Annotated in this window: 22 protein-coding genes and 1 pseudogene; 20 read left to right on the plus strand and 3 right to left on the minus strand. The window is 69.4% G+C overall.

The genetic code is table 11. The annotated features are described in order from the left end of the window. Positions 1 to 1521 (plus strand): class I adenylate-forming enzyme family protein, encoded by a 1521-nt coding sequence (locus DA1_RS06760; RefSeq protein WP_034397585.1) that lies wholly within the window; start codon positions 1 to 3, stop codon positions 1519 to 1521. Positions 1522 to 1554: 33 nt separating this feature from the next. On the opposite strand, the gene DA1_RS06765 is transcribed toward DA1_RS06760, so the two are convergent. Further along, the gene (locus DA1_RS06765; protein WP_034397584.1) at positions 1555 to 2685 is read right to left on the minus strand and encodes a siderophore-interacting protein; all 1131 of its coding nucleotides are present in this window, start codon (positions 2683 to 2685) and stop codon (positions 1555 to 1557) included. A gap of 131 nt (positions 2686 to 2816) precedes the next feature. After that, positions 2817 to 3845: a helix-turn-helix transcriptional regulator gene (locus DA1_RS06770; RefSeq protein ID WP_034397583.1), complete on the minus strand. Its 1029-nt coding sequence runs from the start codon at positions 3843 to 3845 to the stop codon at positions 2817 to 2819. Between the two features lie 135 nt (positions 3846 to 3980). Between DA1_RS06770 and DA1_RS06775 the strand changes: the two genes are divergently transcribed. The 3 genes from DA1_RS06775 (at position 3981) to DA1_RS06780 (ending at position 7627) form a co-directional block, all read left to right on the plus strand. Further along, a complete protein-coding gene (locus DA1_RS06775; protein ID WP_034397582.1) occupies positions 3981 to 5180 on the plus strand; it encodes a threonine ammonia-lyase in 1200 nt (399 codons plus the stop codon). Between the two features lie 106 nt (positions 5181 to 5286). Beyond that, positions 5287 to 5436 (plus strand): hypothetical protein, encoded by a 150-nt coding sequence (locus DA1_RS31025; RefSeq protein WP_013800017.1) that lies wholly within the window; start codon positions 5287 to 5289, stop codon positions 5434 to 5436. 325 nt (positions 5437 to 5761) lie between these two features. Then, on the plus strand, positions 5762 to 7627 hold the full coding sequence (locus DA1_RS06780) for a phosphoenolpyruvate carboxykinase (GTP) (protein ID WP_034397581.1): 1866 nt from the start codon (positions 5762 to 5764) through the stop codon (positions 7625 to 7627). Positions 7628 to 7769: 142 nt separating this feature from the next. Here the strand turns inward: DA1_RS06780 and DA1_RS06785 are convergent, their stop codons facing one another. After that, positions 7770 to 8189, minus strand: coding sequence for a hypothetical protein (locus DA1_RS06785; protein ID WP_034397580.1), 420 nt, complete (start codon positions 8187 to 8189; stop codon positions 7770 to 7772). Positions 8190 to 8330: 141 nt separating this feature from the next. On the opposite strand from DA1_RS06785, the gene DA1_RS06790 reads away from it, so the two are divergent. The 16 genes and pseudogenes from DA1_RS06790 (at position 8331) to DA1_RS06865 (ending at position 24758) form a co-directional block, all read left to right on the plus strand. Next, the gene (locus DA1_RS06790) at positions 8331 to 9290 is read left to right on the plus strand and encodes a LysR family transcriptional regulator (protein WP_012202051.1); all 960 of its coding nucleotides are present in this window, start codon (positions 8331 to 8333) and stop codon (positions 9288 to 9290) included. Positions 9291 to 9338: 48 nt separating this feature from the next. Next, positions 9339 to 10238 (plus strand): metallophosphoesterase, encoded by a 900-nt coding sequence (locus DA1_RS06795; RefSeq protein ID WP_034397578.1) that lies wholly within the window; start codon positions 9339 to 9341, stop codon positions 10236 to 10238. A 63-nt stretch (positions 10239 to 10301) separates the two neighbouring features. Beyond that, the gene (locus DA1_RS06800; RefSeq protein WP_012202049.1) at positions 10302 to 10724 is read left to right on the plus strand and encodes a universal stress protein; all 423 of its coding nucleotides are present in this window, start codon (positions 10302 to 10304) and stop codon (positions 10722 to 10724) included. A 210-nt stretch (positions 10725 to 10934) separates the two neighbouring features. Continuing rightward, complete coding sequence (locus tag DA1_RS06805; RefSeq protein ID WP_230590949.1) at positions 10935 to 14579, plus strand: DUF3616 domain-containing protein; 3645 nt, start codon at positions 10935 to 10937, stop codon at positions 14577 to 14579. A 184-nt stretch (positions 14580 to 14763) separates the two neighbouring features. After that, positions 14764 to 15444, plus strand: a complete 681-nt coding sequence (locus tag DA1_RS06810) for a fumarylacetoacetate hydrolase family protein (RefSeq protein WP_034397576.1) — start codon at positions 14764 to 14766, stop codon at positions 15442 to 15444. Further along, positions 15441 to 16202 carry a fumarylacetoacetate hydrolase family protein gene (locus DA1_RS06815; RefSeq protein ID WP_034397574.1) on the plus strand — a complete coding sequence of 254 codons (762 nt, stop codon included), beginning with the start codon at positions 15441 to 15443 and terminating at the stop codon, positions 16200 to 16202. The genes DA1_RS06810 and DA1_RS06815 overlap by 4 nt, the downstream gene beginning before the upstream one ends. 28 nt (positions 16203 to 16230) lie before the next feature. Beyond that, positions 16231 to 17688 carry a 5-carboxymethyl-2-hydroxymuconate semialdehyde dehydrogenase gene (gene hpaE / locus DA1_RS06820; RefSeq protein WP_034397573.1) on the plus strand — a complete coding sequence of 486 codons (1458 nt, stop codon included), beginning with the start codon at positions 16231 to 16233 and terminating at the stop codon, positions 17686 to 17688. Positions 17689 to 17730: 42 nt separating this feature from the next. After that, positions 17731 to 18726, plus strand: a pseudogene (locus tag DA1_RS06825) (tripartite tricarboxylate transporter substrate binding protein); the annotation flags it as partial. A gap of 20 nt (positions 18727 to 18746) precedes the next feature. Further along, on the plus strand, positions 18747 to 19073 hold the full coding sequence (locus tag DA1_RS06830) for an aromatic ring-opening dioxygenase subunit LigA (protein WP_012202043.1): 327 nt from the start codon (positions 18747 to 18749) through the stop codon (positions 19071 to 19073). A gap of 1 nt (position 19074) precedes the next feature. After that, positions 19075 to 19893, plus strand: coding sequence for a DODA-type extradiol aromatic ring-opening family dioxygenase (locus tag DA1_RS06835; protein ID WP_012202042.1), 819 nt, complete (start codon positions 19075 to 19077; stop codon positions 19891 to 19893). After that, complete coding sequence (locus tag DA1_RS06840; RefSeq protein WP_016447338.1) at positions 19894 to 20328, plus strand: 5-carboxymethyl-2-hydroxymuconate Delta-isomerase; 435 nt, start codon at positions 19894 to 19896, stop codon at positions 20326 to 20328. Between the two features lies 1 nt (position 20329). Continuing rightward, a complete protein-coding gene (hpaH, locus tag DA1_RS06845) occupies positions 20330 to 21163 on the plus strand; it encodes a 2-oxo-hept-4-ene-1,7-dioate hydratase (protein ID WP_034397572.1) in 834 nt (277 codons plus the stop codon). A gap of 45 nt (positions 21164 to 21208) precedes the next feature. Then, positions 21209 to 22663 (plus strand): NAD-dependent succinate-semialdehyde dehydrogenase, encoded by a 1455-nt coding sequence (locus tag DA1_RS06850; protein ID WP_034397571.1) that lies wholly within the window; start codon positions 21209 to 21211, stop codon positions 22661 to 22663. A gap of 18 nt (positions 22664 to 22681) precedes the next feature. Further along, positions 22682 to 23503 (plus strand): aldolase/citrate lyase family protein, encoded by an 822-nt coding sequence (locus DA1_RS06855; protein ID WP_034397570.1) that lies wholly within the window; start codon positions 22682 to 22684, stop codon positions 23501 to 23503. 86 nt (positions 23504 to 23589) lie between these two features. Beyond that, positions 23590 to 24078, plus strand: coding sequence for a homoprotocatechuate degradation operon regulator HpaR (hpaR, locus tag DA1_RS06860; RefSeq protein WP_013800005.1), 489 nt, complete (start codon positions 23590 to 23592; stop codon positions 24076 to 24078). Positions 24079 to 24122: 44 nt separating this feature from the next. Then, positions 24123 to 24758 (plus strand): 3'-5' exonuclease, encoded by a 636-nt coding sequence (locus DA1_RS06865; protein WP_034397569.1) that lies wholly within the window; start codon positions 24123 to 24125, stop codon positions 24756 to 24758. The last annotated feature ends 31 nt before the right edge of the window (positions 24759 to 24789 follow it).

The raw sequence follows: 24789 nt of genomic DNA on the forward strand, positions 1-24789 counted from the left end.
ATGAACCTGCTCGACGCCTTCGACAGCGCCGTGCGCAAGACGCCCGCCAAGGCCTTTCTGCGCGACCGCGGCGCCTCCATCAGCTATGCCGACATGCAGCGGCGCTCGCAGCGCGCGGCCGCCGTGCTCCAGGCCCAGGGCGTGGGCCGGGGCGATACCGTGGCCCTGATGTGCCTGAACACGCCGGGCTTTGTCGAAGCCCTGTTCGGCGCCTGGCGCCTGGGCGCCGCGCTGGTGCCCGTCAACCACAAGCTGCAGGCGCCCGAGCTGCAGTACATCCTCGACCACGCGCAGTGCAAGGCCCTGGTGTTTGACGCAGCACTCGCGCCCGTGGTCGCCGCCGCGCAGCACCCCTGCGCCCGCCTTGTGACCGAGGCGCAAGAGGCCGTCCCGGGTGTCCAGGACTGGGACACGCTGGTGGCGGCCGCCAGGCCCATGGAAGGCACGCGGCCCGCCGATGGCGACATCGCCCAGGTGCTCTACACCTCCGGCACCACGGGCCGGCCCAAGGGCTGCCTGCTGAGCCACCGCGCCGTCACGCTGGCGGCGATCACGGCCGCGCTGGGCCTGTCCATCACGCGCGAGGAACGCACGCTGATGGCCATGCCCATCTGGCATTCCTCGCCGCTCAACAACTGGTTCGGCGGCACGCTGTACATGGGCGGCACCGTGGTGCTGCTGCGCGAGTACCACCCGCAGCATTTCCTGCAGGCCGTGCAGGACGAGGGCGTGACGCTGTACTTCGGCGCCCCCGTCTCCTACTTTGCGCCGCTGCAGATGCTGCCCGACTTTGCCCGCTACGACCTGAGCAGCGTGCGCGCCTGGGTCTACGGCGGCGGCCCCATCGGCGCCGACATGGCGCGCAAGCTGGCCACGGCCTACCGCAGCGACCGCTTCTACCAGGTCTACGGCATGACCGAGACAGGCCCCACGGGCACCACGCTCTACCCCGAGGAGCAGGTGGAGCGGGCCGGCTCCATCGGCCGCGTGGCCCTGCCCGGCGTGGACATGCGCGTGGTGCGCGACGACGGCGAGGATGCCGGCCCGGGCGACACCGGCGAGATCTGGCTGCGCACCGGCAGCGTGATGGACGGCTACCTGCACGACGCCCAGGCCACGGCTGCCGCCTTCGCGCCCGGCGGCTGGTACCGCACGGGCGATCTTGCGCGCCTGGACGACGCGGGCTATCTCTTCATCGTGGACCGGACCAAGGACATGGTCATCACGGGTGGCGAGAACGTGTATTCCAAGGAGGTGGAGGACGCGCTGTCGGCCCATCCCCAGGTCGCCGATGTCGCCGTCGTGGGCAGGCCCCACGCCGAATGGGGCGAGACCGTCGTCGCCCACGTGGTGACGCGCGGCGAGGCCGCGCCGCAGGCCGAGGCACTGCAGCAGTTCCTGGCCGACAGGCTGGCGCGCTACAAGATCCCGCGTGAATTCGTCTTTGCGGCCAGCCTGCCGCGCACGCCCACAGGCAAGCTGCAGAAATTCCTGCTGCGTCAGGAGCGCAGCGCCACCTGAGGCGCCGGCCCCCTGCGTGGCCTGCTTCCCGGCCTACTTTGCGGCCTTGAAATCCGACTCGCTCATGCCGCGCCGCCAATAGGCCACGACCAGCTGCTCGTGCTTTTCCAGACCGCGCTCCTCGCGCGCCCACTGGCGCACGGCCTGGGCGGTGTCGAACTCGCCAGCGGCCCAGACAAAGCGGCTGGAGGGGGAGGCCCCGGGCGAAGGCACGGGCCATTCCACGGCGCGCAGCGCGTCGATCAGCAGCGTGGTGGTGCCGGCCTCGGCAGCGCCGCGGTGCAGCCAGTGCCATTGCAGGCCTGCGGGCGCCTGCACGGGCTGCTCGTCCTGCGGACCCTGGACCTCGGCAAACACATGGCCGCGCGTGTGCGCGGGCAGGGAGGCCGCAATGCGCAGCATGGCCGGCAGGCCGGTGTCGTCGCCGGCCAGCAGCATCCAGTCGGCCGGGGTGGCCGTGCGCCCGCCGGGGCCGGTCATGCCGATGCGCTGGCCCGGCTGGGCGCGCGCGGCCCAGGCTGACCCGGGGCCGGCGTCCTCGTGCAGCACGAAGTCCACGTCCATCCATCCATGGGAGCCGCCCGCCTCGCTGTCCACGCCATCCACACCCATCGCACGCATGGTGTACGTGCGCATGTCCAGGCGTCCGTCACCCTCGGGCAGGCGCAGCAGGCCGCTGGCCGACAACGTGGGCCATTGGGGCTCGGCCACGCCGGGCTGGGGGAACAGCAGCTTGACGTGGATGTTGGTGTCCTGCGCATAGCGCGCCATGTCGTCACAGGCAAAGCGCACGCGCCGCATGTGCGGCGTGAGGTCGCGCACGGCCAGCACCCGCAGCTCGCGGAAGGCCGGCGGGCGCTGCAGCGCGGCGCCATCACCCTCCCAGGCCAGGGAGCCGTCGGCGGCGCCCGTGGCCTCCAGCAGCAGGTGGGCCAGCATGAGCTTCATGTCCTGCAGCAGCTCCACGCCGGGTGCCGCCACCTCCGCATGGACCTGCCCGCCCTCCAGCCACAGCTGTCCCCGGCCGCCTTCGTAGTCGGCCACCCAGCGCGCGCCTTCGCGGCGCACGGTGATGTCGTGCTCCTGCATGTGCCCGACGATGGCGGCGATGGCCTCCTCGGCCCTGTCCATGCGCACCGAAGTGCGTGCCTGCAGCTGTGTCATTGACGAATGTCCTTTCGTTCGGTGATTGCAGCATCGCCCGGCGCCCGCGGGGTTTGCGCCAGCCCCGCCGACGTTTGCGCAGCGCGCCCATAAGCCCATAAGCCCATAAGCCCATACGGCGGCCCTGGCCCTCAGAGCCTGGCGCGCACCAGCTTGGGAGAGATGCCGAAGCGGCGCTTGAAGGCCGTGGAGAAATTGGCGGCGCTGGAATAGCCGGCCGCATGCGCGACCTCGGAGACGCTGCAGCCCGTCTGCTCCAGCGCGGCCCAGGCGCGTTCCAGCCGCTGCTCGCGCCGGTACCCGTCGATGCTCGATCCGTAGGCCAGGCGGAACTGGCGCTGCAGGGCGCTGGCGCTCAGGCCGACCTCGCGCGCGATCTCGGCCAGAGGGCGGCAGCCGTCGCCGCCGCTGTCCAGCAAGGCCTTGAGGCGCGCCATGCGCCGGTGTTCGCGCACGCCCAGCACGCCCGGCACGGTCTGCGCCGGATCGGGCTCGGGCGCGTCCAGCGCCTGCACGGCCTCGTGCACCAGCTCCAGCGTGCGGCTGGCCAGCAGCAGGGGCGCAGAGCCTTCGCGCGCCAGCTGGATGATCTGCTCGGCCACCGCCACGGCGCGCGGCGATGGCTGCCAGGGCTGTATGGCCAGCAACTGCTGCTCCATCCAGTGCCGCAGCAGCGGTGGCGCGACCATGGGCAGGGCCTGGGCGGCAAACCATTGCGGCTGCACGGTGATGCTGAGCTTGCGCTCGAACTTGCCGCGCCGCCAATGCCGCATGAACATGTCGCCGGGCCGCGAATGGATGACGGCGCCGCAGGCCTGCACATGGGCACCGGCCGGGCTGGCGGGCGCCACCTGCATCTGCAGGCCCTGGCTGCCGAAGGCCACGTCCACGCAGCCCTCCAGCAGCACGACCAGATGCAGCCCCGGCACGGCCGGCGAACGCGTGCTCATGGTGCGCAGGTCGCGCGCCTCCACGCCATGCAGCCACAGGCCGGGCTGGACCTGCCAGGACTGCAGGTGCCCGGCCAGCAGCGCGTCCTCGGCCGTGACCTCGGCATCGAGAATGCGGTAGTCGGGACCGCTGAAGTCGCAGGCACGCAGCGTGCCCCGCCCCAGCCAGCGCGGAGGGCGTGCAGGTGTTTGGACAGAGGAAAGAGCCATGGCCAGCCGGAGCGGCGTGCGCCCCAAAGACAAGAATGATTCTCATTTTATGGATCGCGCCGGTGCGGCGCTTTCTGCGGGGAATCCATGGCGTGCCCTGCCGCGCGCCCGGGCCGCCGTGCGCCACAATGCGTGATGCTCAGCCTCCAAGACATCCAGAACGCCGCCGACCGCCTGCGCGGCGCCGTGCTCGAAACGCCCTGCGTGGAATCGCGCACGCTGTCCCAGATCACGGGAGCGCAGGTCTATCTCAAGTTCGAGAACCTGCAGTTCACGGCCTCGTTCAAGGAACGCGGCGCCCTCAACAAGCTGGCCCAGCTCTCGCCCGAGGAGCGCGCACGCGGCGTGGTCGCCATGAGCGCCGGCAACCATGCCCAGGGCGTGGCCTACCACGCGCAGCGCCTGGGCGTGCGTGCCGTCATCGTCATGCCGCGCTTCACGCCGGGCGTGAAGGTGGAGCGCACGCGCGGCTTCGGCGCCGAGATCGTGCTGCACGGCGACTCCCTGGCCGAGGCGCGCCAGCATGCCTACACGCTGGCCGAGCAGCAGGGCCTGTGCTTCGTCCACCCCTATGACGACGAGCAGATCGCGGCGGGCCAGGGCACGCTGGCGCTGGAGATGCTGGCCGAGCAGCCCGACCTGGACCAGCTCATCGTGGCCATCGGCGGCGGCGGCCTGATCGCGGGCGTGGCCACGGCTGCCAAGGGGCTGAACCCGGACATCGAGATCATCGGCGTGCAGACCCAGCGCTTTCCGTCCATGTTCAATGCCGTGCGCCAGGCCGGGCTGCCCATGGGCACCTCGACCATCGCCGAGGGCATTGCCGTCACCCAGCCCGGCGCGATCACGCAGGAAGTCGTATCGCGCCTGGTGGACGACATGCTGCTGGTCGATGAAGGCGACATCGAGCAGGCCGTGCTCATGCTGCTGGAGATCGAGAAGACCCTGGTCGAGGGTGCGGGCGCCGCGGGCCTGGCCGCGCTGCTGCGCCATCCGCAGCACTTCGCGGGCAAGAAGGTGGGGCTGATCCTGTCGGGCGGCAACATCGATCCGCTGCTGCTGGCGGCCATCATCGGGCGAGGCATGGTGCGCTCCGGGCGGCTGGCGCGCATCAAGGTCAGCGCGCGCGACGTGCCCGGCGTGCTGGCGCGCATCACGGCCACGGTGGCGGCGGCGGGGGCCAATATCGAGGAAGTCCACCACCAGCGCGCCTTCACCATGCTGGCCGCGCAGAGCGTGGAAATCGAGCTGGTGCTGCAGACCCGCAACAAGGCCCACATCGAAGAGGTCATCGCTGCCCTGCAGGCCGAAGGCATGCAGGTCAACGCCGTCTAGAGCCCTAGCAGGCCCCTGGCCCCCTGTGTCATGGCTTTCCCCGAAGGCGCCGGCGGGCAGGCCTGCCTAGAATGGGGCATCCCCATTGGCAGCCAGGAGCTTTTGCATGTCGCATGATCCCGCAGCGAACCACGGCGAGCAGTCGCCCCCCGAAGACGCCACCGAGGCCATCGTCCCCTACATGCCCGTCATCCTGCCCCTGGCGGGCGCCGTGATGATGTTTCTGCTGGCCTTCATCGCCGTCAACATGGCCTGATACGGCCCCTTCGCCCCCTGCACCGAGCCCCGCTTTGCGGGGCTTTTTGTTTGCCTATTGCATAGGCAAAAAGACAGATCATCTTGCATATTTCAATGCACAGAATGCATAGTTTTTGCCATTCGTTTGCTGACAAATTCGTGACCGCTCCCTAGAATCGAATCCCCAGCCGGTGCGCCGCCAGCTTCCGCCAGCGCCGCCTCGCCGCCCCGAGAAGAGCTTCCTTCGCGCGCCGACTGAACAAGAGCCCGTTTCTCAAAGTTGGCGCGGCAACAGGCGCGTCCCCTTTGAAAAACTGGTTTTTTCAATTGAAGGAAGCTCCGCGATGAACGCACCCGTCATGCAAGGCCTGAACATCCAGGCCCCTGCCTACGTCAAGAACAGCCGACTGATCGCCTGGGTGGCCGAGATGGCCGCACTGTGCAAGCCCGCCAAGATCCATTGGTGCGACGGCTCCCAGGAAGAGTACGAGCAGCTGTGCCAGCAGCTCGTCGATGCCGGCACCTTCAAGAAGCTCGATCCCGTCAAGCGCCCCGGCAGCTACCTGGCCTGGTCCGACCCGTCCGACGTGGCGCGCGTCGAGGACCGCACCTACATCTGCTCGGCCAACAAGGAAGATGCGGGCCCGACCAACAACTGGATGGCCCCGAACGAGATGCGCGCCACGCTGCAGCCGCTGTTCGACGGCTGCATGGCCGGCCGCACCATGTATGTGGTGCCTTTCTCCATGGGCCCGCTGGGCTCGCCCATCGCCCACGTGGGCGTGGAACTGTCCGACAGCGCCTATGTGGCCGTCAACATGAAGATCATGACCCGCATGGGCCGTGCCGTGTATGACGTGATCGGCGTGGAAGGCGAGTTCGTTCCCTGCGTGCACACCGTGGGCGCGCCCCTGGCCGAAGGCGAGAAGGACCAGACCAGCTGGCCCTGCAACAAGACCAAGTACATCGTCCACTACCCCGAGACGCGCGAGATCTGGAGCTATGGCTCGGGCTACGGCGGCAACGCCCTGCTGGGCAAGAAGTGCTTTGCGCTGCGCATCGCCTCCACCATGGGCCGCGACCAGGGCTGGCTGGCCGAGCACATGCTCATCCTGGGCGTGACCAACCCCCAGGGCAAGAAGTACCACGTGGCTGCGGCCTTCCCCAGCGCCTGCGGCAAGACCAATTTCTCGATGCTGGTGCCGCCCAAGGTCTTCGAAGGCTGGAAGGTCACCACCATCGGCGACGACATCGCCTGGATCAAGCCCCAGGCCGACGGCTCGCTGCGCGCCATCAACCCCGAAGCTGGCTACTTCGGCGTGGCTCCGGGCACGAACTACCACACCAACCCCAACTGCATGGCCAGCCTCGACAAGAACGTGATCTTCACGAACGTCGCGCTGACCGATGACAACGACGTGTGGTGGGAAGGCATGGACAAGGACACCGGCAAGCAGCCCGATCACCTGATCGACTGGCAAGGCAAGGACTGGACGCCCCAGATTGCCCGCGAAACCGGCGCCAAGGCCGCCCACCCCAACGCCCGCTTCACCGTGGCCGCGACCAACAACCCCGCGCTGGACGAAGCCTGGGACGATCCCAAGGGTGTGAAGATCGACGCCATCATCTTCGGCGGCCGCCGCTCCACCACCGTGCCGCTGGTGACCGAGGCCCGCAACTGGACCGAAGGCGTCTACATGGCCGCCACCATGGGTTCGGAAACCACCGCCGCCGCCTTCGGCGCCCAGGGCGTGGTGCGCCGCGACCCCTTCGCCATGCTGCCGTTTGCCGGCTACAACATGAGCGACTACTTCCAGCACTGGCTCACGCTGGGCGCCAAGATCGAAGGCCAGGGCGCCGTCCTGCCCAAGATCTTCACCACCAACTGGTTCCGCAAGAACGCCGACGGCAAGTTCGTCTGGCCCGGCTACGGCGAGAACATGCGCGTCCTGAAGTGGATGATCGACCGCCTCGAAGGCCAGGCACAGGGCGAGCAGACCGCCTTCGGCATTGCGCCCCAGTACGCCGAGATCAACTGGACCGGCCTGGACTTCTCCGCCGACCAGTTCGCCAGCGTGACCAGCATCGACAAGGCCGCCTGGGCCGAGGAAATGCAGCTGCACACCGAGCACTTCGACAAGCTGGCCCACAAGCTGCCTCAAGAGCTGCTGGTGACCAAGGCCGAACTGGAAAAGCGCTTGGCGGCCTGATCCGGCGCCAGCCCATGGAAAAAGCCTCGCAGTGCGAGGCTTTTTTGTGGCGTTTCAACGACGCCCCCCAGACAACAAAAAAGCCGCGCCTTGTGGGCAGCGGCTTTTTTGGAGGAGCGCCGAAAGGCGCCCCAGGCAGAGATCAGTTGCCTTGACGATCCATGGCGCGGGCCAGGTCGGCCATCAGGCGGGCATCCTGCAGGGCGGCATTCCAGATGCGCTCGTCGGCAGCGGCCTGCTGGCGGCTCTCGGTCCAGGCGCGGTAGCCGGCGCGGGCCATGATGGCAGCGCGGCGGGCGGGAGCGGAGAACAGGGCCAAGCCCATGAAGGCGGCGACCCACAGCACCACCCAGGCGCCCAGCATGTGGCCGTCGGTCCAGTTGTGGGCGACCTCGTTGACCACCACCATCAGCGCGGCCACCAGGGCAGCGAGCAGCAGGGCGCTGGCGCCACGCTTGCCGGAGAAACGCTTGGCAGCGCTCTTGCGGTCATCGGCGGCTTGATAGACATGCACCACACCAGGGTGCTCGACACAGTAGGAGTTGTAAATGAAGTTGCTCATGGCAGATAAACCCAGTTAAATAGCCGCTTTTGACGGCGTGGCGGGCGACTAGGTGTAACTATAGGGTTTACCCTAGAGCTCTTCAAATTTATATCTTGAATCTGTAGCATTCACGCCAGTGATGACTCAGCGCCCGCCGCCATGTCTGCCCTGAACTTCCGCACACTGGATCTGAACCTGCTGCGCGTCTTCGACGAGGTGATGGCAGAGCGCAGCCTGACGCGGGCGGCACACAAGCTGGCCATCACCCAGCCGGCCGTGAGCAACGCCCTGCGCCGCCTGCGCGAGGCCCTGGGCGACGAGCTCCTGGTGCGCCAGGGCCAGGGCGTGGAGCCCACGCCGCGCGCGCTGGCGCTGTGGCCCGTGATCCGGGAGGCGCTGCAGCAGCTGCAGGACACGCTGACGCCGGGCGAATTCCATCCTTCCACCGCCACCGCCACCTTTGTGCTGGCCATGGCCGACGCCACGGCCGCCACGCTGATCCCGCCCATGTTCAGCCTGCTGGAGCGCGAGGCGCCCGGCGTGGGCATCCGCGTGCTGCCGCTGACCACGCGCGACCCGCGCGGCCTGCTGGAGGCCGGCGAGGCCGACATGGCCGTGGGCTACTTCCCCGCCGCGCTGGCCGACCTGACGGCGCGCGCGCAGTCGGGCGCCCTGGTGGCCTTCGACAGCCGGCGCCTGTACGAAGGCGAGTACCTGTGCGTGATGCGCCAGGGCCATCCCCTGGCCGATGTGCCGCTGACGCTGGACAACTACTGCGCGGCGCGCCACATGCTGGTGAGCTTCTCGGGCCGCTCCTTCGGTTTCATCGACGAGGCCCTGGCCTCGCTGGGCCGCACGCGCCAGGTGGTGCTCACCGTCAACCAGTTCTTCACGGCCGGGCGCGTGGTCATGAACTCCAACCTGCTGACCATATTGCCGCGCCACTTCGTGCCCGTGACCGGCATGGCCGACAAGCTGGTGCTGCGCGAGCTGCCCTTCGACGTGCAGCCCGTGCATGTGGACGCGCTGTGGCGCCGGCGCGGCCAGCATCCGCAGGCCTACGACTGGCTGCTGCGCACGCTCACGCGCTCGGCCGAGGCCACCTTCCCGCACACCTGAGAGCGTGTTGCGGGGGCGCGCGCCAGCGCAGGTTCTACACTTGGCCGCATGAAGATCCAGCTGCTGTCCGACCTGCACCTCGAGGCCCATCCGCATTTCATCGCCGAGCCCGCACCCGATGCCGACGTGCTGGTGCTGGCCGGCGACATAGGCTCCTACCAAAGCGGCAGCCTGCTGCAAGGCGAGCACTTCGGGCTGGAGCGTTTCTCTCCCCTGCCCCAGTACGCGGGCTGGCCCTGCCCCGTGATCTTCGTGCCGGGCAACCATGAGTACGACATGCAGGACTTCGACGCCGCCCATGCCCGCCTGCGCGCCGCCTGCGAGCGCATGGGCATGGTCTGGCTGGAGCGCGAGACCGCCGTGCTGGGCGGCGTGCGCTTCGTGGGCACCACGCTGTGGAGCGACTACGACGCCATGTCCATGCACGAAGGCGTGAGCGACCTGACCCGGCTGCTGAAGCTGCGCGAGAAGGCCTTCCGCGCCGCCAACTTCTACCTGCACAAGACCGGCGGCACGCGCGGCGGCGAGCCCTTTCTGGCCGAGCCCATGCGCGAGCAGTCGCTGGTCTGCCAGCAATGGCTGCGCCAGGCGCTGGCCCGGCCTTTCGACGGCCCCACGGTGGCCGTCACGCATTTCGCGCCCAGCCTGCGCAGCGCCGATCCGCGCTATGGCCTGGTGCCCGGCACGGCCGGCTTTTGCAATGTGCTCGACGACCTGCTGCCCTTTGCCGATCTGTGGCTGCACGGCCACCTGCATTCGCCCAGCGACTATGTGGCCGAGGGCCTGCGCGACGATGGCAGCGCCTGGCGCTGCCGCGTGGTGGCCAACCCGCTGGGCTATGCACGCAAGGGCGAGCAGGAGGGCTTTTTCCCGCGCTCTACCATCGAGTTGCCGGCGCACGTGACCGCAGGGGCGGCAGAGGTGGCAGATGCGCCGGTCCGCGCTTGACCTGGATCAAGCACTCCATCCCGGCTTGGGCTTAGTCTTGGGCCATACCAAAGGAGGACTTTCATGAACATCCTGCTCGCAGTCGATGGCAGCCCCTACACCCAGAAGATGCTGGCCTACCTGACCTCGCACCCCGAGATCCTGGGCTCCGCCCACAGCTACAGCGCCATCACCGTCCAGCCCCAGCTGCCGGCCCGCGCGCGCGCCGCCCTGGGCAAGGAGGTGGTGGACGAGTACTACGCCGAGGAATCGACCAAGGTGCTGGACCCCGTGTGCAGCTACCTGGCCGAACACGGCGTGCAGGCCACGCGCCTGAGCAAGGTGGGCCCGGTCGCCGACTCCATCATCAAGGCCGCCGAGGAAGGCAAGTTCGACCTGCTGGTCATGGGCACGCATGGCCATGGCGCGCTGGGCCGCCTGGTCATGGGCTCGGTCAGCACCCAGGTGCTGGCCGGCAGCCAGGTGCCGGTGCTGCTGATCCGCTGATCCGCTGCACCGTGGACATGCGGCGCCCATAACCAGAAAAAGCAAAGCGCAGGCTTCACGGCGCAATGAACCAAAGACGGCTCCCCCGCGGGAGCCGTCTTTTTTTTCATCGCAGCTTGCCGCCGTCGTGCATGGCCTGCCGTCACCGGGCTGTCACAGCCGCCTTTTACAGTCGCGCGATTTGTCACACAGGGGATGGTGAGCATGCGCATGGATACTTTGGATTGGCGGCACAAGGCAATTGCAACGGCCTGCCTGGCCCTGTGTGGCGCTGCATGGTCCGCGCCGTTCACCCCGGGCAACCTGGTGGCCTACCGCGTGGGCACCGGCACGGGCGCCCTGCCTGTGTATCTGGACGAGTACCGCGTGGACGGCACCCTGGTGCAATCGCTGCCGCTGTCAGGCGGTGCAACGCCGCTGACGGCCAGCAGCACGGGCTCGGAAGGCCTGCTCAACCGCTCGGCCAACGGCCTGTGCCTGACGGTCCCCGGCTATGCGGTGGCACCGGGCGGCGCCGATCCCAAGACGGCGGCGGCACGCGGCGTGGCCTTTGTCGATGCCGACGGTGTGGTGGGCAATGGCACGCGGCTGGGCGGTACGGCCCTGGTCGGCGATGCCTTTCGCAGCGTGGTCAGCGACGACTGCAGCCGCGCCTGGGCCAGCGGCAGCGGCAGCCCCAGCGCCAACCGCGGCATCTGGTTCGTCCAGAAAGATGCCACCAGCGCCACCCAGCTGAGCAACAAGAACACCCAGGGCATCACCATGGCCGATGGCCAGCTCTACGCGGCCTTTGCCAGCGGCGACACGCTCAACAGGATCGGAACCGGGCTGCCCACGACAGGCACGCCCGCAGTCAGCGCGCTGCCGGGCCTGGCGGGCAACAACCTGCGCGGCCTGGCCTTCCTCGATCTCGATGGCACGCCGGGCGCAGACACGCTCTACGTGGCCGCCAACAACGATGGCACCGGCACGGTGCGCAAGTACACGCTGGAAGCGGGCACCTGGGTGGCCCGGGGCTCGGCGCCGCTGGCAGGCGCCCATGGCCTGGCAGCCGTGCATCTGGGCCAGGGCGCGGTCATGCTGCTGGCCACCGGCTCCGACGGGCAGTTGTATCGCCTGTTCGATGCCTCGGGCCGCACCGGCACGCTGGCGGGCACGCCGCAGCCGCTGGCGTCGGGCATCGACGGCGTGCTGTACGGCCTGGCCTGGGCACCCGAAGTGTCCCCGCCGGCTACCGTGCCCGCAGCCCCTGCGAGCGTGAATGCCAGCGCCTCGGGCAACAGCGTGCAGGCGCAGTGGGCCAGCGTGAGCGGCGCGTCCTACTACCTGGTCGAACTGTCCAGCGACGGCTTCACCACCGTGTCGCACAGCCTGGCGGTGTTCGGCACCAGCCAGACCGTGGACGGCCTGGCGGCCGGCAGCCACCAGGTGCGCGTGCGTGCGGTGAACAGCCTCGGCGGCGGGGCGGCCGGCGTTTCCGCGCCCGTCACCACCAGCCCGCCCCCGACGACTTCCCTGCCCGCGCTGACCGCGTACTCGGGCGTGGTCGGCGATGCCAGCGATGTCCTCGCGGGCACGGGCCTGTCCTTCACCGTCAGCGATCCGGCCGCCACGGTCAGCGCCACGTCCAGCAATCTCGCCGTGGTCGCCGCCAACGGCCTGGTGGCGACGCAAAGCGGTGGCAACGCCGTGCTCAAGATCACGCCCACCGGCGTGGGCTATGCCGACATCACCGTCACGCTGACCAACGCGGGCGGCGCCTCCGTCAGCCGCACCATCAAGTACGCGGCCTCGGCCAACACCGCAGCCAACACCAGCCCGCGCTGGCTGGCCGGGCGCTCGGACGCATCGACGGCCATCGTCATCGATGCCGCCACCATGCTGGTGGGCGACGACGAGGCGCCCGCCCAGGATGCCTCGGGCAATGCGCTGCCGGCCGGCAACTCCTTCTCGGCCTATGGTCCGGCCGGCGGGCTGCCCATCAAGCCGCTGATGCTGGACAAGACCGCCCTGGGCCTGGCCGATGCCGCCGCCTGCGCCGCCCCCGGCCTCACGGGCCTGGACAGTTGCAAGAGCGACGAGGAAATGGACATCGAGGCCAGCTTTGCCCTGGGCAGCCGCGTGTACGTGGCGGGCTCGCACTCCAACAACAAGAGCGGCAAGTCGCGCACCGACCGCTGGCGCCTGGCGGCGATGGATGTGACCGGCTCCGGCGCCTCCACGGCTCTGGCCGCCAGTGGCTACTACCGCTGGCTGCGCGAGGACCTGCGCAGCTGGGACGCGGCCGCGCATGACGGCCTTGCCGCCAACTACCTGGGCCTGGTGGCCAGCTCGGACGGCGGCGCCACCAAGGCGCCCGAGGCCGAGACAATGAGCGGCTTTTCCATCGAAGGCATGTCCACCAGCCCCGACAACGGCGCCGCCTGGCTGGGCTTTCGCGCGCCGCTGGTGCCGGCGCCGGGCGCGCCCGCCGTCACGGCCGACCAAGCCACGGGCCGCACGCATGCGCTGATCGTGCCCGTGACCAACTTCGCGGCCCTGCCTGCGGCCGATGGCGGCAGCAAGGGCAGCGCGACCATGGGCCAGCCGATTCGCCTGGATCTGGGCGGCCGCGGCATCCGCGAAATCCGCAAGAACGCGGCGGGCGAGTACCTGATCATTGCCGGCCCCTCGGCCAGCGCCACGGGCACCGCGCCGCGCAACTTCCAGCTCTACTCCTGGGATGGCCGCGTGAACGCCGCAGGCCTGGCCCTGAACCTGCGCCCGCGCGCTGCCGACCTGGCCGCCATCACCGTGCCCAATACCGCCTGCTCGGCCGAAGGCATAGGCGCCATGCCGGCCAGCCTGGACGCAGGCGGCAGCGTGGACATCATCAGCGACTGCGGCGATGCCGATTTCTACGGCGATGGCACCGTGGCCAAGGACCTGCCCTATGCCGCCTGGAAAAAGGCGCGCCTGGACAGCCTGGCGGTGCCGGCGCTGTCCACCGTGGCCCTGTCCGCCCAGGCCGTGGACCAGACATCGGCCGTGGTCCAGGCCACGCCCGGCGTGGCCGGCAGCCTGCGCGCCGTGGCCCTGCCTGCCAATGCGCCCGTCCCCAGTTGGGAACAGGTCATGGCCGGCCTGGATGCCGCCGGCCTGCCGGCCCCTGCCAGCAACACGGTCAGCACCGCGGCCAATACCGCTGCCACGCTGTCCTTCACCGGCCTGGACCCCGCCGTGAGCTACCGCGTGCATGCGGTCAACCTGCCGGCATCGGGCACGGCCAGCGCGCCGGCTGTGCTGGCCCTGAGCAAGCCCACGCCCATCGGCACGCAGATCGGCACGGGCAGCAACACGGCAGGCGTCAGCAACGGCACGGGCAATGTGGGTGCGGACCAGTGGCAGTTCGCCTCGAACTCGGCAGGCTTTCAGCCCGCGCCCTCGCAAAGCCCGCTGCCGGGCAACCTGCGCCTGCCCTACGGCAGCCTGAGCTTCGTGCTCATGGGCGGCACGCCAGGCTCCATGGCCACCATCCGCATGGACCTGCCTGAAGCCGCACCCGCCCAGGCCACGCTCTGGAAGTACGGCCCCACGGCCGCCACGCCCACGGCGCACTGGTATGAGCTGGCCGCGTCGGCCTACCGCTTCGCACCCGACCGCCGCTCGGTGAGCTTCGACATCACCGACGGGCAGACGGGAGACAGCGACCTGACCGTCAACGGCGTCATCGTGGACCCCGTGGCGGTGGCCGCGCCTGCGGCCCTGCCGCCCGGCGCCACGGCCACCCCCGTGCCCGGCCTGTCCACACTGGCCCAGGCGCTGCTGGCGCTGGCCCTGGGAGGCATCGCCACACTGCGCCGCCGCCGCGGCTGACGCCCGCGCGCCTTCTGCACCGGCCGCACCTGGCCGCACCTGGCCGCACCCGGTACCCCCACCAAGCCCCTGCACGGTTCGCCGCGCAGGGGCTTTTTGCTGCGGCCTGGGAAAACCCTGAATCCACCGTGTTGACGGGGCTTGTTGCAAAAACAATAATTACCACGTTAACTAAATCCACACCATGCAGATTCAGCCTTTTCTCCTGGATGACGGCCTTGCGCTGGGCACGGTCTACGGCACGCTGCTCAACCAGCAGGCCACCGTGCAGCGCCTGTCGCCGCAGTTCGACAGCGCGCCCTACAAGGCCGCTCCGCGCGCCCCCGTGCTCTACCTCAAGCCACGCAACACCTGGGCACGCGACGGCGCATCGGTGGCCGTGCCGGCCGATCCCGGCGAGGTCCGCGTCGATGCCAGCATCGGCCTGGTGATCGGCCGCAGCGCCACGCGCGCCAGCGAAGCAACGGCCCTGGACCATGTGGCCGGCTGGCTGATCGCCAGCGACCTCACGCTGCCGCACGAGAACTACTACCGCCCCGCCATCCGCCAGCGCTGCCGCGACGGTTTCTGCCCGCTGGGCACGCTGGTGCGCGGCGCAGGCTTCGATGCGCAAGCGGCAGAACTCACGGTGTCCATCAATGGTGAACAGGTCTGGCAGCGCGGTTTTGCCGACCTGGTGCGCTCGCCCGCAAGGCTGCTGGCCGACGTGACCGAATTCATGACGCTGTCGCCCGGCGACGTGCTGCTGCTGGGCCCGGGCGAAGGCGCGCCGCTGGCGCGGACCGGGGACCGCGTGGTCATCGAGGTGCCCGGCCTGGGCCGGCTCACGCATTCGGTGGTGGCAGAACAGGGAGCAGCAGCATGAAGCACGGACGCGTCATCCTCGAAGGACAGACCCTGCAGGTCACCGAAGGCCCGCACGGACAGGTGCAGCTGCCCGATGGCCGCCTGGTGGCAGAGACCGCCGTGCAGTGGCTGCCGCCGCTGCAGTTCGGCACCGTCTTCGCGCTGGGCCTGAACTATGCGGACCATGCCAAGGAAATCGCCTTCAACAAGGCGCCCGAGGAACCGCTGGTCTTCCTCAAGGGCCCGAACACGCTGAACGGCCACCACGGCCGAACGTACCGGCCCGCCGACGTGGCCTACATGCACTTCGAGTGCGAGCTGGGCGTGGTCATAGGCAAGACCTGCCGCAACGTGCGCCGCGAAGACGCCTACAGCGTGGTCGCCGGCTACTGCACGGCCAACGACTACGCCATACGCGACTACCTGGAGAACTTCTACCGGCCCAACCTGCGCGTGAAGAACCGCGACGGCGCCACGCCCGTGGGCCCGTGGTTCGTCGATGCGGCCGATGTGCCCGACCCCATGAACCTGCGCCTGCGCAGCTGGGTCAACGGCGAGCTCAAGCAGGACGGCAGCACGCGCGACATGGTGCATGACATCCCCTCGCTGATCGCCCACCTGTCGGGCTTCATGACGCTGAACCCCGGCGATCTCATCCTCACCGGCACGCCCGACGGCGTGGCCGACTCCCGCGTGGGCGACGAGATCGTCACCGAGATCGAAGGCCTGGGCCGCCTGGTCAACACCATCGTCGGCGACGCGCCGGCCGCCTCCTGAAACCCATCGCACACGCCAAGGAATCCCCATGCGCATTGACCACCTGATCGACGGCAAGGCCGTCGCCGGCAAGGACTATTTCGAGACCGTCAACCCCGCCACCCAGGAGGTGCTGGCCGAGGTTGCCGCTGGCGGCGAGGCCGAGGTGCAGGCCGCCGTCGCCGCCGCGAAGAACGCCTTCCCGAAATGGGCCAACACGCCCGCCACCGAACGCGCCAAGCTCGTGCGCAAGCTGGGCGACCTGATCGCCCGCCATGTGCCCGAGATCGCGCAGACCGAGACCAACGACTGCGGCCAGGTCATCGCCCAGACGGGCAAGCAGCTGGTGCCGCGCGCGGCCGACAACTTCTACTACTTTGCCGAGATGTGCACGCGCGTGGACGGCCACACCTATCCCACGCCCACGCACCTGAACTACACCCTGTTCCACCCCGTGGGCGTGTGCGCGCTGATCTCGCCCTGGAACGTGCCCTTCATGACGGCCACCTGGAAGGTGGCGCCCTGCCTGGCCTTCGGCAACACGGCCGTGCTCAAGATGAGCGAGCTGTCGCCCATGACGGCCGCGCGCCTGGGCGAGCTGGCGCTGGAGGCCGGCATTCCGCCCGGCGTGCTCAACCTGGTGCACGGCTACGGCAAGGACGCGGGCGAGCCCCTGGTGCGCCACCGCGATGTGCGCGCCGTCTCGTTCACGGGCTCGACCCAGACCGGCAACCGCATCGTGCAGGCCGCCGGCCTCAAGAAGTTCAGCATGGAGCTGGGCGGCAAGAGCCCCTTCGTGATCTTTGACGACGCCGACTTCGAGCGCGCGCTGGATGCGGCCGTGTTCATGATCTTCTCCAACAACGGCGAGCGCTGCACGGCCGGCAGCCGCATCCTGGTGCAAAAGAGCATCTACGCGAAATTCGTCGAGCGCTTCGTGGAGCGCGCCAGGAAGATCACCGTGGGCGACCCGCTGGAGGAGTCCACCATCGTCGGCCCCATGATCAGCGCCAGCCACCTGGCCAAGGTGCGCCACTACATCGAACTGGGCCAGAAGGAAGGCGCCAGCATGCTGTGCGGCGGGCTCGATGCGCCCGTGCTGCCCGAGCGCGTGCGCAAGGGCAACTACGTGCTGCCCACGGTGTTTGCCGATGTGGACAACCGCATGCAGATCGCCCAGGACGAGATCTTCGGCCCCGTGGCCTGCATCATCCCCTTCAGCGACGAGGCCGAGGCCGTGCGCCTGGCCAACGACATCCAGTACGGCCTGTCCAGCTACGTCTGGACCGAGAGCGTGGGCCGAGCCCACCGCGTGGCCGCCGCCATCGAGGCCGGCATGTGCTTCGTCAACAGCCAGAACGTGCGCGACCTGCGCCAGCCCTTCGGCGGCACCAAGGCCTCGGGCACGGGCCGCGAGGGCGGCAGCTGGAGCTACGAGGTCTTCTGCGAGCCCAAGAACGTGGCCGTCTCGCTGGGCTCGCACCATATTCCGCACTGGGGCGTCTGAACGGGCGACCAGCGACAACGACAAAGAGAACCGAGGAGACAAGACATGCAACGCCGCCATTTCCTGCAATCCACCGCAGCCACCACGGCCGCAGCGCTGATGCTCCCGGGCCTTTCCCAGGCCCAGCCCGGTAGCCCGGCCGGCACCTGGCCCGCAAAGCCGCTGCGCATCATCGTGCCCTTCACGCCGGGCGGCACCACCGACCTGGTGGCGCGCCTGGTGGGCACCGAGCTGGGCAAGTCCCTGGGCCAGCCTGTGATCGTGGAGAACAAGCCCGGCGCGGGCACGGTGATCGGCGTGGACTATGTGTCCAAGCAGCCGGCCGACGGCTACACCCTGGTGTGCGTGGCCAACAGCTTCACGGCCAACAAGACGCTGGTGAAGAACCTGCCCTACGACACCACGCGCGACCTCAAGCCCGTGGCGCTGATGGGCCTGTCCGAGCATGTGCTGGCCACCCACCCGGGCAGCGGCCTGAAGACGCTGGCCGACCTGCGCAGCCGCGCCAAGGCCAGGCCCGGCGAGCTCAGCTATGCCTCGTTCGGCAACGGCACCTCGGCCCATCTGTCGGGCGCGCTGCTGTGCCAGGAGATGGGCATCGAGATGGTCCACATCCCCTACAAGGGCCAGGGCCCGGCGCTGGCCGACCTGCTGGGCGGCCAGGTGGACGTGATGTTCGGCAACTGGCCCGAGTTCCGTGGCCATGTGCAAAGCGGCAAGCTGGTGGCACTGGGCATGGCCACGCGCCAGCGCTCGCAGTTCGCTCCCCAGGTGCCCACGCTGGCCGAGCAGGGCGTGGCGCTGGAATCCAACTCCTGGCAGGGTCTGCTGGCACCGGGCGCCACGCCCGATGCGCTGGTGCAGCGCATCAATGCCGCCGTGGTCAAGGCCCTGGCCGAGCCCGCCGTGGTGGATGCCTTCGCGCGCGGCGGCATCGTCTCGCAGGCCGGCACGGCGCAGCAGTTCGCAGCCTTCGTCACCAGCGAAATCGCCAAGTACGAAGCCATCATCCGCCGCGCCAACATCACGCTGGGCTGAGGCCGACACCGGGAGCCGCCATGAGCCTGTACACCATGCAGAAATTCCTGTTCCAGCTCAACCGCGAGCCCGAGGTGCAGCGGCGCTTCGCCGAGGACCGCGCCGCGCTGCTGGCCGAGTACGCGCTGGAGCCCGAGGAGTACGAAGCCATGTTCCATGGCGACATCGGCAAGCTCTACGTGCTGGGCTGCAACGGCCAGCTGCTGATGCACTTCGCGCCGCTGCTGGGCATGCCCTGGGCCGACTACCTGCAGGCCATGCGCGATGGCGTGCAAAAGCACGGACCGGTGCGCGCGGGCGTCTACGCGATGACGACAGCCACCAACGAAAAGATCGCAGGAGTTTGAGATGAGTCTGGTATTTGCAGGCGTTTGCAGCCATGCGCCCGGCATCACGGGCCGCGCACACCTGGCCGATCCGGCCACCAGGGATGCCTTCCATGCCGCCTTCCGCGACATGGGCGCACGGCTGGAGGCGGCGCGGCCCGATGCCGTGATCGTCATCGCGGCCGAGCACTTCGCCAACTTCTTCATGAACAACATGCCGGCCTATGCCATCGGCATGGCAGACCATTACGAAGGGCCCATCGAGGACCCGGCCTGGCTGGGCATAGAGCGGCACCGCATTCCCGGCAATGCCGAGCTGTCGCGGCGCCTGATCACCGAGGTCATGCAGACCGTGGACGTGGCCTTTGCCGAGGAGTGGAAGTTCGACCACGGCATCATGGTCCCGCTGCACTTTCTGACGCCGGCCTATGACAAGGACATCATCCCCGTCAACATCAACTGCCAGGGCCCGCCGCTGACGCCGCTGCACCGCGCCTGGGCCTTTGGCGAGGCCCTGCGCCGCGCCTGCGACAAGGCGCCCGAGCGCATCGCCATCGTGGGCACGGGCGGCATCTCGCACTGGCCGGCCACGCCCGACTCGGGCAAGGTCAACTGGGAGTGGGACCAGCAGTTCATGGACCGCTGGTGCCGCAACGACCGGGACGCGCTGCTGTCGTACACCGACGCCGAGACCTACCGCGACGGCGGCCAGGGCGGCTTCGAGATCCGCAGCTTCATCGCCGTGGCCGCCGCCGCGCGCGGCGCGGGCCAGGTGCTGTACTGCCAGCCCATTCCCATCTTCGCCGTGAGCTGCACGGCCGCCACCATGGAGGTGGCCTGAATGCCGCACGTGGTCATCCTCTACACGGCCAGCCTGGACGCGCACACCGACATGACGCAGCTGTGCCGCGCCCTGGCCGACACCATGCTCACCGTGCGTGCCGAAGACGGCGCCCAGGTCTTTCCCACGGGCGGCACGCGCGTGCTGGCCTACCCCGCGCCGCACAGCGCCGTGGCCGATGGCGGGGCTGCGGGCCGCGCAGCGGGCGGCGATGGCGACTACGGCTTCATCTACATCAACCTGCGCATGGGCCGGGGCCGCACAGCCGCCGTGCAGCAGCAGGCCGGCGACGCCCTGCTGGCCTGCGCGCGCCGCCATCTGCAGCCGCTGTTCGCGCAGCGCCACCTGGGCCTGACCGTGCAGGTCGATGAAAGCCCGGGCCAGGTCTACGACGGCAAGCACAGCACCCTCCACCCCCTCTTTTCCAGGCCTTGAAATGTTTTCCCAAGAACTGTTGACCCAACTGGCCCAGGAGCTTGACCGCAGCGAGAAGACGCGCGTGCAGGTCGAGCATTTCTCCAAGCGCTTTCCCGGCATGACCGTGGAGGATGGCTACCGCGTCTCGCGCGAATGGGTGCGCCTGCAGATCGCGGCGGGGCGCAAGGTGATCGGCCACAAGATCGGCCTGACCTCGCGCGCCATGCAGATATCGAGCCAGATCGACGAGCCCGACTACGGCACCCTGCTCGACAGCATGCTCTACCGCTGCACGCCGGGCCAGGTGCTGGACATCCCGGCCGCGAACTTCATCGCGCCGCGCGTGGAGGTGGAGCTGGCCTTCGTGCTCAAGGCGCCGCTGCGCGGCCCGGGCCTGCCCGGCGGCAAGGAGATCACGCTGCAGGACGTGCTGGACGCCACCGACCATGTGACGCCGGCCATCGAGATCATCGACGCGCGCATCGAGCAGTTCGACCGCCACACCAAGGCCATACGCAAGGTCTACGACACCATCAGCGACAACGCGGCCAATGCGGGCATCGTGGTCGGCGCCGGGCAGGCTGTTCCCGGGGTGCTTGACCTGCCCTGGTGCGGCGCCATACTGCGCCAGAACGGGGTGGTCGAGGAGACCGGCCTGGCTGCCGGCGTGCAGGGCCATCCCGCCATCGGCGTGGCCTGGCTGGCCAACAAGCTCTCGCCCTGGGGCGAGGCCCTGGAGGCCGGCCAGACCGTGCTGGCGGGCTCGTTCACGCGCCCCGTAGCCGCCAAGCCTGGCGATCTGTTCGATGCCGACTACGGCCCGCTGGGCCGCCTGCAATTCCGTTTTGTCTAGGCGCCGTCGTCCCGACGCCTGCCCCGCCCTTATTGGAGATTTCCCATGCCGCTTGCACTGCGCGACCCCAGCCTGCTCAAGAACCTCTGCCTGATCGACGGCCAATGGCTGGCCGCCGACGATGGCAGCCGCATCGACGTCCACAACCCCGCCACGGGCGAGTCCGTGGGCCATGTGCCCCGCATGGGCGAGACCGAGACGCAGCGCGCCATCGCCGCCGCCGAGCGCGCCTTCACCCTCTGGAAGCAGCAGACCGCCGAGGCCCGCGCGCGCCTGCTGCAGCGCTGGTTCGAGCTGATGATGGAGAACCAGGAGGACCTGGCCCTGATCATGACCAGCGAGCAGGGCAAGCCCCTGGCCGAGTCGCGCGGTGAGATCGCCTACGCGGCCTCCTACGTGCAGTGGTTTGCCGAGGAAGCGCGCCGCATCTACGGCTCCACCGTGCCCGCGCCCTGGGCCGACAAGCGCATCATCGTGACCAAGGAGCCCGTGGGCGTCTGCGCCGCGATCACGCCCTGGAACTTCCCGGCCGCCATGATCACGCGCAAGGTCGCGCCGGCCCTGGCGGCGGGCTGCACCATCATCGTCAAGCCCGCGCAGCAGACACCGCTGTCGGCCCTGGCCATGGCCGAGCTGGCCCAGCGCGCCGGCATTCCCGAAGGCGTGTTCAGCGTGATCACGGGCTCCTCGCGCGCCATCGGCGGCGTGCTCACGGCCAGCATGGCCGTGCGCAAGCTGACCTTCACGGGCTCCACCGAAGTGGGCCGCGTGCTGGCCGAGCAATGCGCGCCCACGCTCAAGAAGATGTCGCTGGAGCTGGGCGGCAACGCGCCCTTCATCGTCTTCGATGACGCGGACCTCGATGCCGCTGTCGAGGGCGCCATGGCCTCCAAGTACCGCAACACCGGCCAGACCTGCGTGTGCGCCAACCGCCTGCTGGTGCAGGACGGCGTGTACGACGCCTTCATGGCCAGGCTCAAGGTCGCCGTGCAGGCCCTCAAGGTGGGCAACGGCCTGGAGGCCGGCGTGGGCCAGGGCCCGCTGATCGACCAGGCCGCCGTGGACAAGGTCGAGGAGCTGGTGGCCGACGCCGTGAAGAACGGCGCCGAGGTCGTGCTGGGCGGGCGGCGCCATGCGCTGGGCGGCACCTTCTACGAGCCCACCATCCTGGCCAACGCCACGGACCGCATGCGCATCGCCAGGGAAGAGGTCTTCGGCCCCGTGGCGCCCGTGTTCCGCTTCAAGACCGAGGAAGAGGCCATCCGCATGGCCAACGACACCGAGTACGGCCTGGCAGCCTACTTCTACGCCCGCGACGTCGGCCGCGTGTGGCGCGTGGGCGAGGCGCTGGAGTACGGCATGGTGGGCATCAACAGCGGCATCATCAGCACGGCCGTGGCGCCGTTTGGCGGCGTCAAGCAGTCGGGCATGGGCCGCGAGGGCGGCGCCGCCGGCATAGAGGAATACCTGAGCACCAAGTACCTGTGCATGGGCCACTGAGGCCCGGACAATCACACCATGCAGACACCTGTGAACCGCTTCAAGGCCGCCATTGCGGCCGACCAACCCCAGATCGGCCTGTGGCTGGGCCTGGCCGACGCCTATTCGGCGGAAATCTGCGCGGGCGCCGGCTTCGACTGGCTCCTGATCGACGGCGAGCATTCGCCCAACGACACGCGCACCCTGCTGGCGCAGCTGCAGGCCATCGCGGCCTATCCCGACAGCCATGCCATTGCCCGCGTGCCCATGGGACACGGCGAGGTCGGCGAGATGCTGATCAAGCAGTACCTGGACATCGGCGTGCAGACCCTGCTCGTGCCCATGGTGGACACGGCCGAGCAGGCCACACGCATCGTGCGCGCCGCGCGCTATCCGCAGGCCGACGGCCAGGGCGGCATCCGCGGCATGGGCGGCGCACGCGCCTCGGCCTGGGGCCGGCGCGCCAACTACGCCCATGAAGCCAACGCCCAGGTCTGCGTGCTGGTGCAGGTGGAGACACGCCAGGCGCTGGCCCACCTGGACGCCATTGCCGCCACCGAGGGCGTGGACGGCGTCTTCATCGGCCCGGCCGACCTGTCGGCCTCCATGGGCCACATCGGCAACCCCGGCCACCCCGAGGTGCAGGAGGCGATTGCCGACGCCATCGCGCGCATACGCCGCGCGGGCAAGGCGCCCGGCATCCTCACGCCCAACGAGGCCCTGGCACGCAAGTACCTGGAGCTGGGCTGCACCTTCACGGCCGTGGGCCTGGACACCAGCGTGCTGGTGCAGGCCACCAGCGCCCTGGCTGCGCGCTTCAAGCAGGCAGCGGCCCCCGCGCCGAAAAGCCAGACCTATTGAGGCCCCGGCCTGACAAGGCGCCCGCAACGCCGCTCCGGGGAGGGAGCGGCGGCTGCATAGAATCCAGCCGACAGATGCTGCCGAACATGCCCCAGACCACGCCCTCTTTTGCCCCCGAGCCGCTGCGCGCCTTCTCGCGCTCCCTGCCCATGGCGCTGCTGCGCGCCCGCGAGTCGGTCATGGTGCGCTTTCGGCCCATGCTGCGCGCCCATGGCCTGACCGAACAGCAGTGGCGCGTGCTGCGCGCCATGGCGGCGGTCACACACAGGCTGCGGCCCATGGAGCTGTCGCAGGCCACCTACATCAGCATGCCCAGCCTCTCGCGCCTGCTCAAGACGCTGGAAGGCCGGCAGCTGGTGGAGCGCTCGCGCCACGCCAGCGACATGCGCGGCGCCGAGTTCGAGCTCACGGCGGCCGGCCACGCCATCGTGGCCGAGATCGCGCCGCATTCCTCCGAGACCTATGCCGAGATCGAGCGCCTGGTGGGCCATGAAGAGATCGAGCAGCTCTACGCCCTGCTCGACCAGGTCGTGCAGCGCCTGGGCGCGGCCGACGGCAGCCAGGCCGAGGAATAGCCGCCCCGGCACGCCGGTCGGGCACTGCCGGGCACAATCGCCCCATGCCGCAGCCGATTGCCGTCATCGACTTTGAAACCACGGGCATGGCGCCCGCCCAGGGCGCGCGTGCCACCGAGGTCGCCATCGTGCTGATCGAGGGCGGCCAGGTGGTGGACCGCTTCCAGAGCCTGATGCGCACGGGCGCCTGGATACCGCCCTTCATCACGCGGCTGACGGGCATCACCAATGCCATGGTCGCAGCCGCGCCGCCCGCCGAGGAGGTGATGCGCGATGCCGCGCGCTTCGTGGGCAGCGCCCCCATGGTGGCGCACAACGCGGCCTTCGACAGCAAGTTCTGGCAGTCCGAACTGGCCCTGGCCGGCGAGGCCGCACCCCAGCCCTTTGCCTGCACCGTGCTGCTGTCGCGCCGCATCTACCCGGAGGCGCCCAGCCACAGCCTGAGCCGGCTCACCGCCCACCTGGGCCTGCCCGTGGCCGAGCGTGCCCACCGGGCGCTGGCCGATGCCGAGATGGCCGCCGCCCTGCTGGCGCGCATGCAGCAGGACCTGTGCCGGCGCCACGCGCTGGCCTGGCCCGAGCATGCCCTGCTGATGCAGCTGCAGCGCTGCACGCGGGCCCGCATGACGGCCTGGCTGAACGAGAACGCCGCGCCCGCCCAGATGAGCATGGCGCTGTGAGCCGGCGCCGCGCACACAGGGCAAAGACCTC

Origin of the sequence: Delftia acidovorans NBRC 14950 (genome assembly GCF_001598795.1) — a bacterium.
Classification (GTDB): domain Bacteria; phylum Pseudomonadota; class Gammaproteobacteria; order Burkholderiales; family Burkholderiaceae_C; genus Comamonas; species Comamonas acidovorans.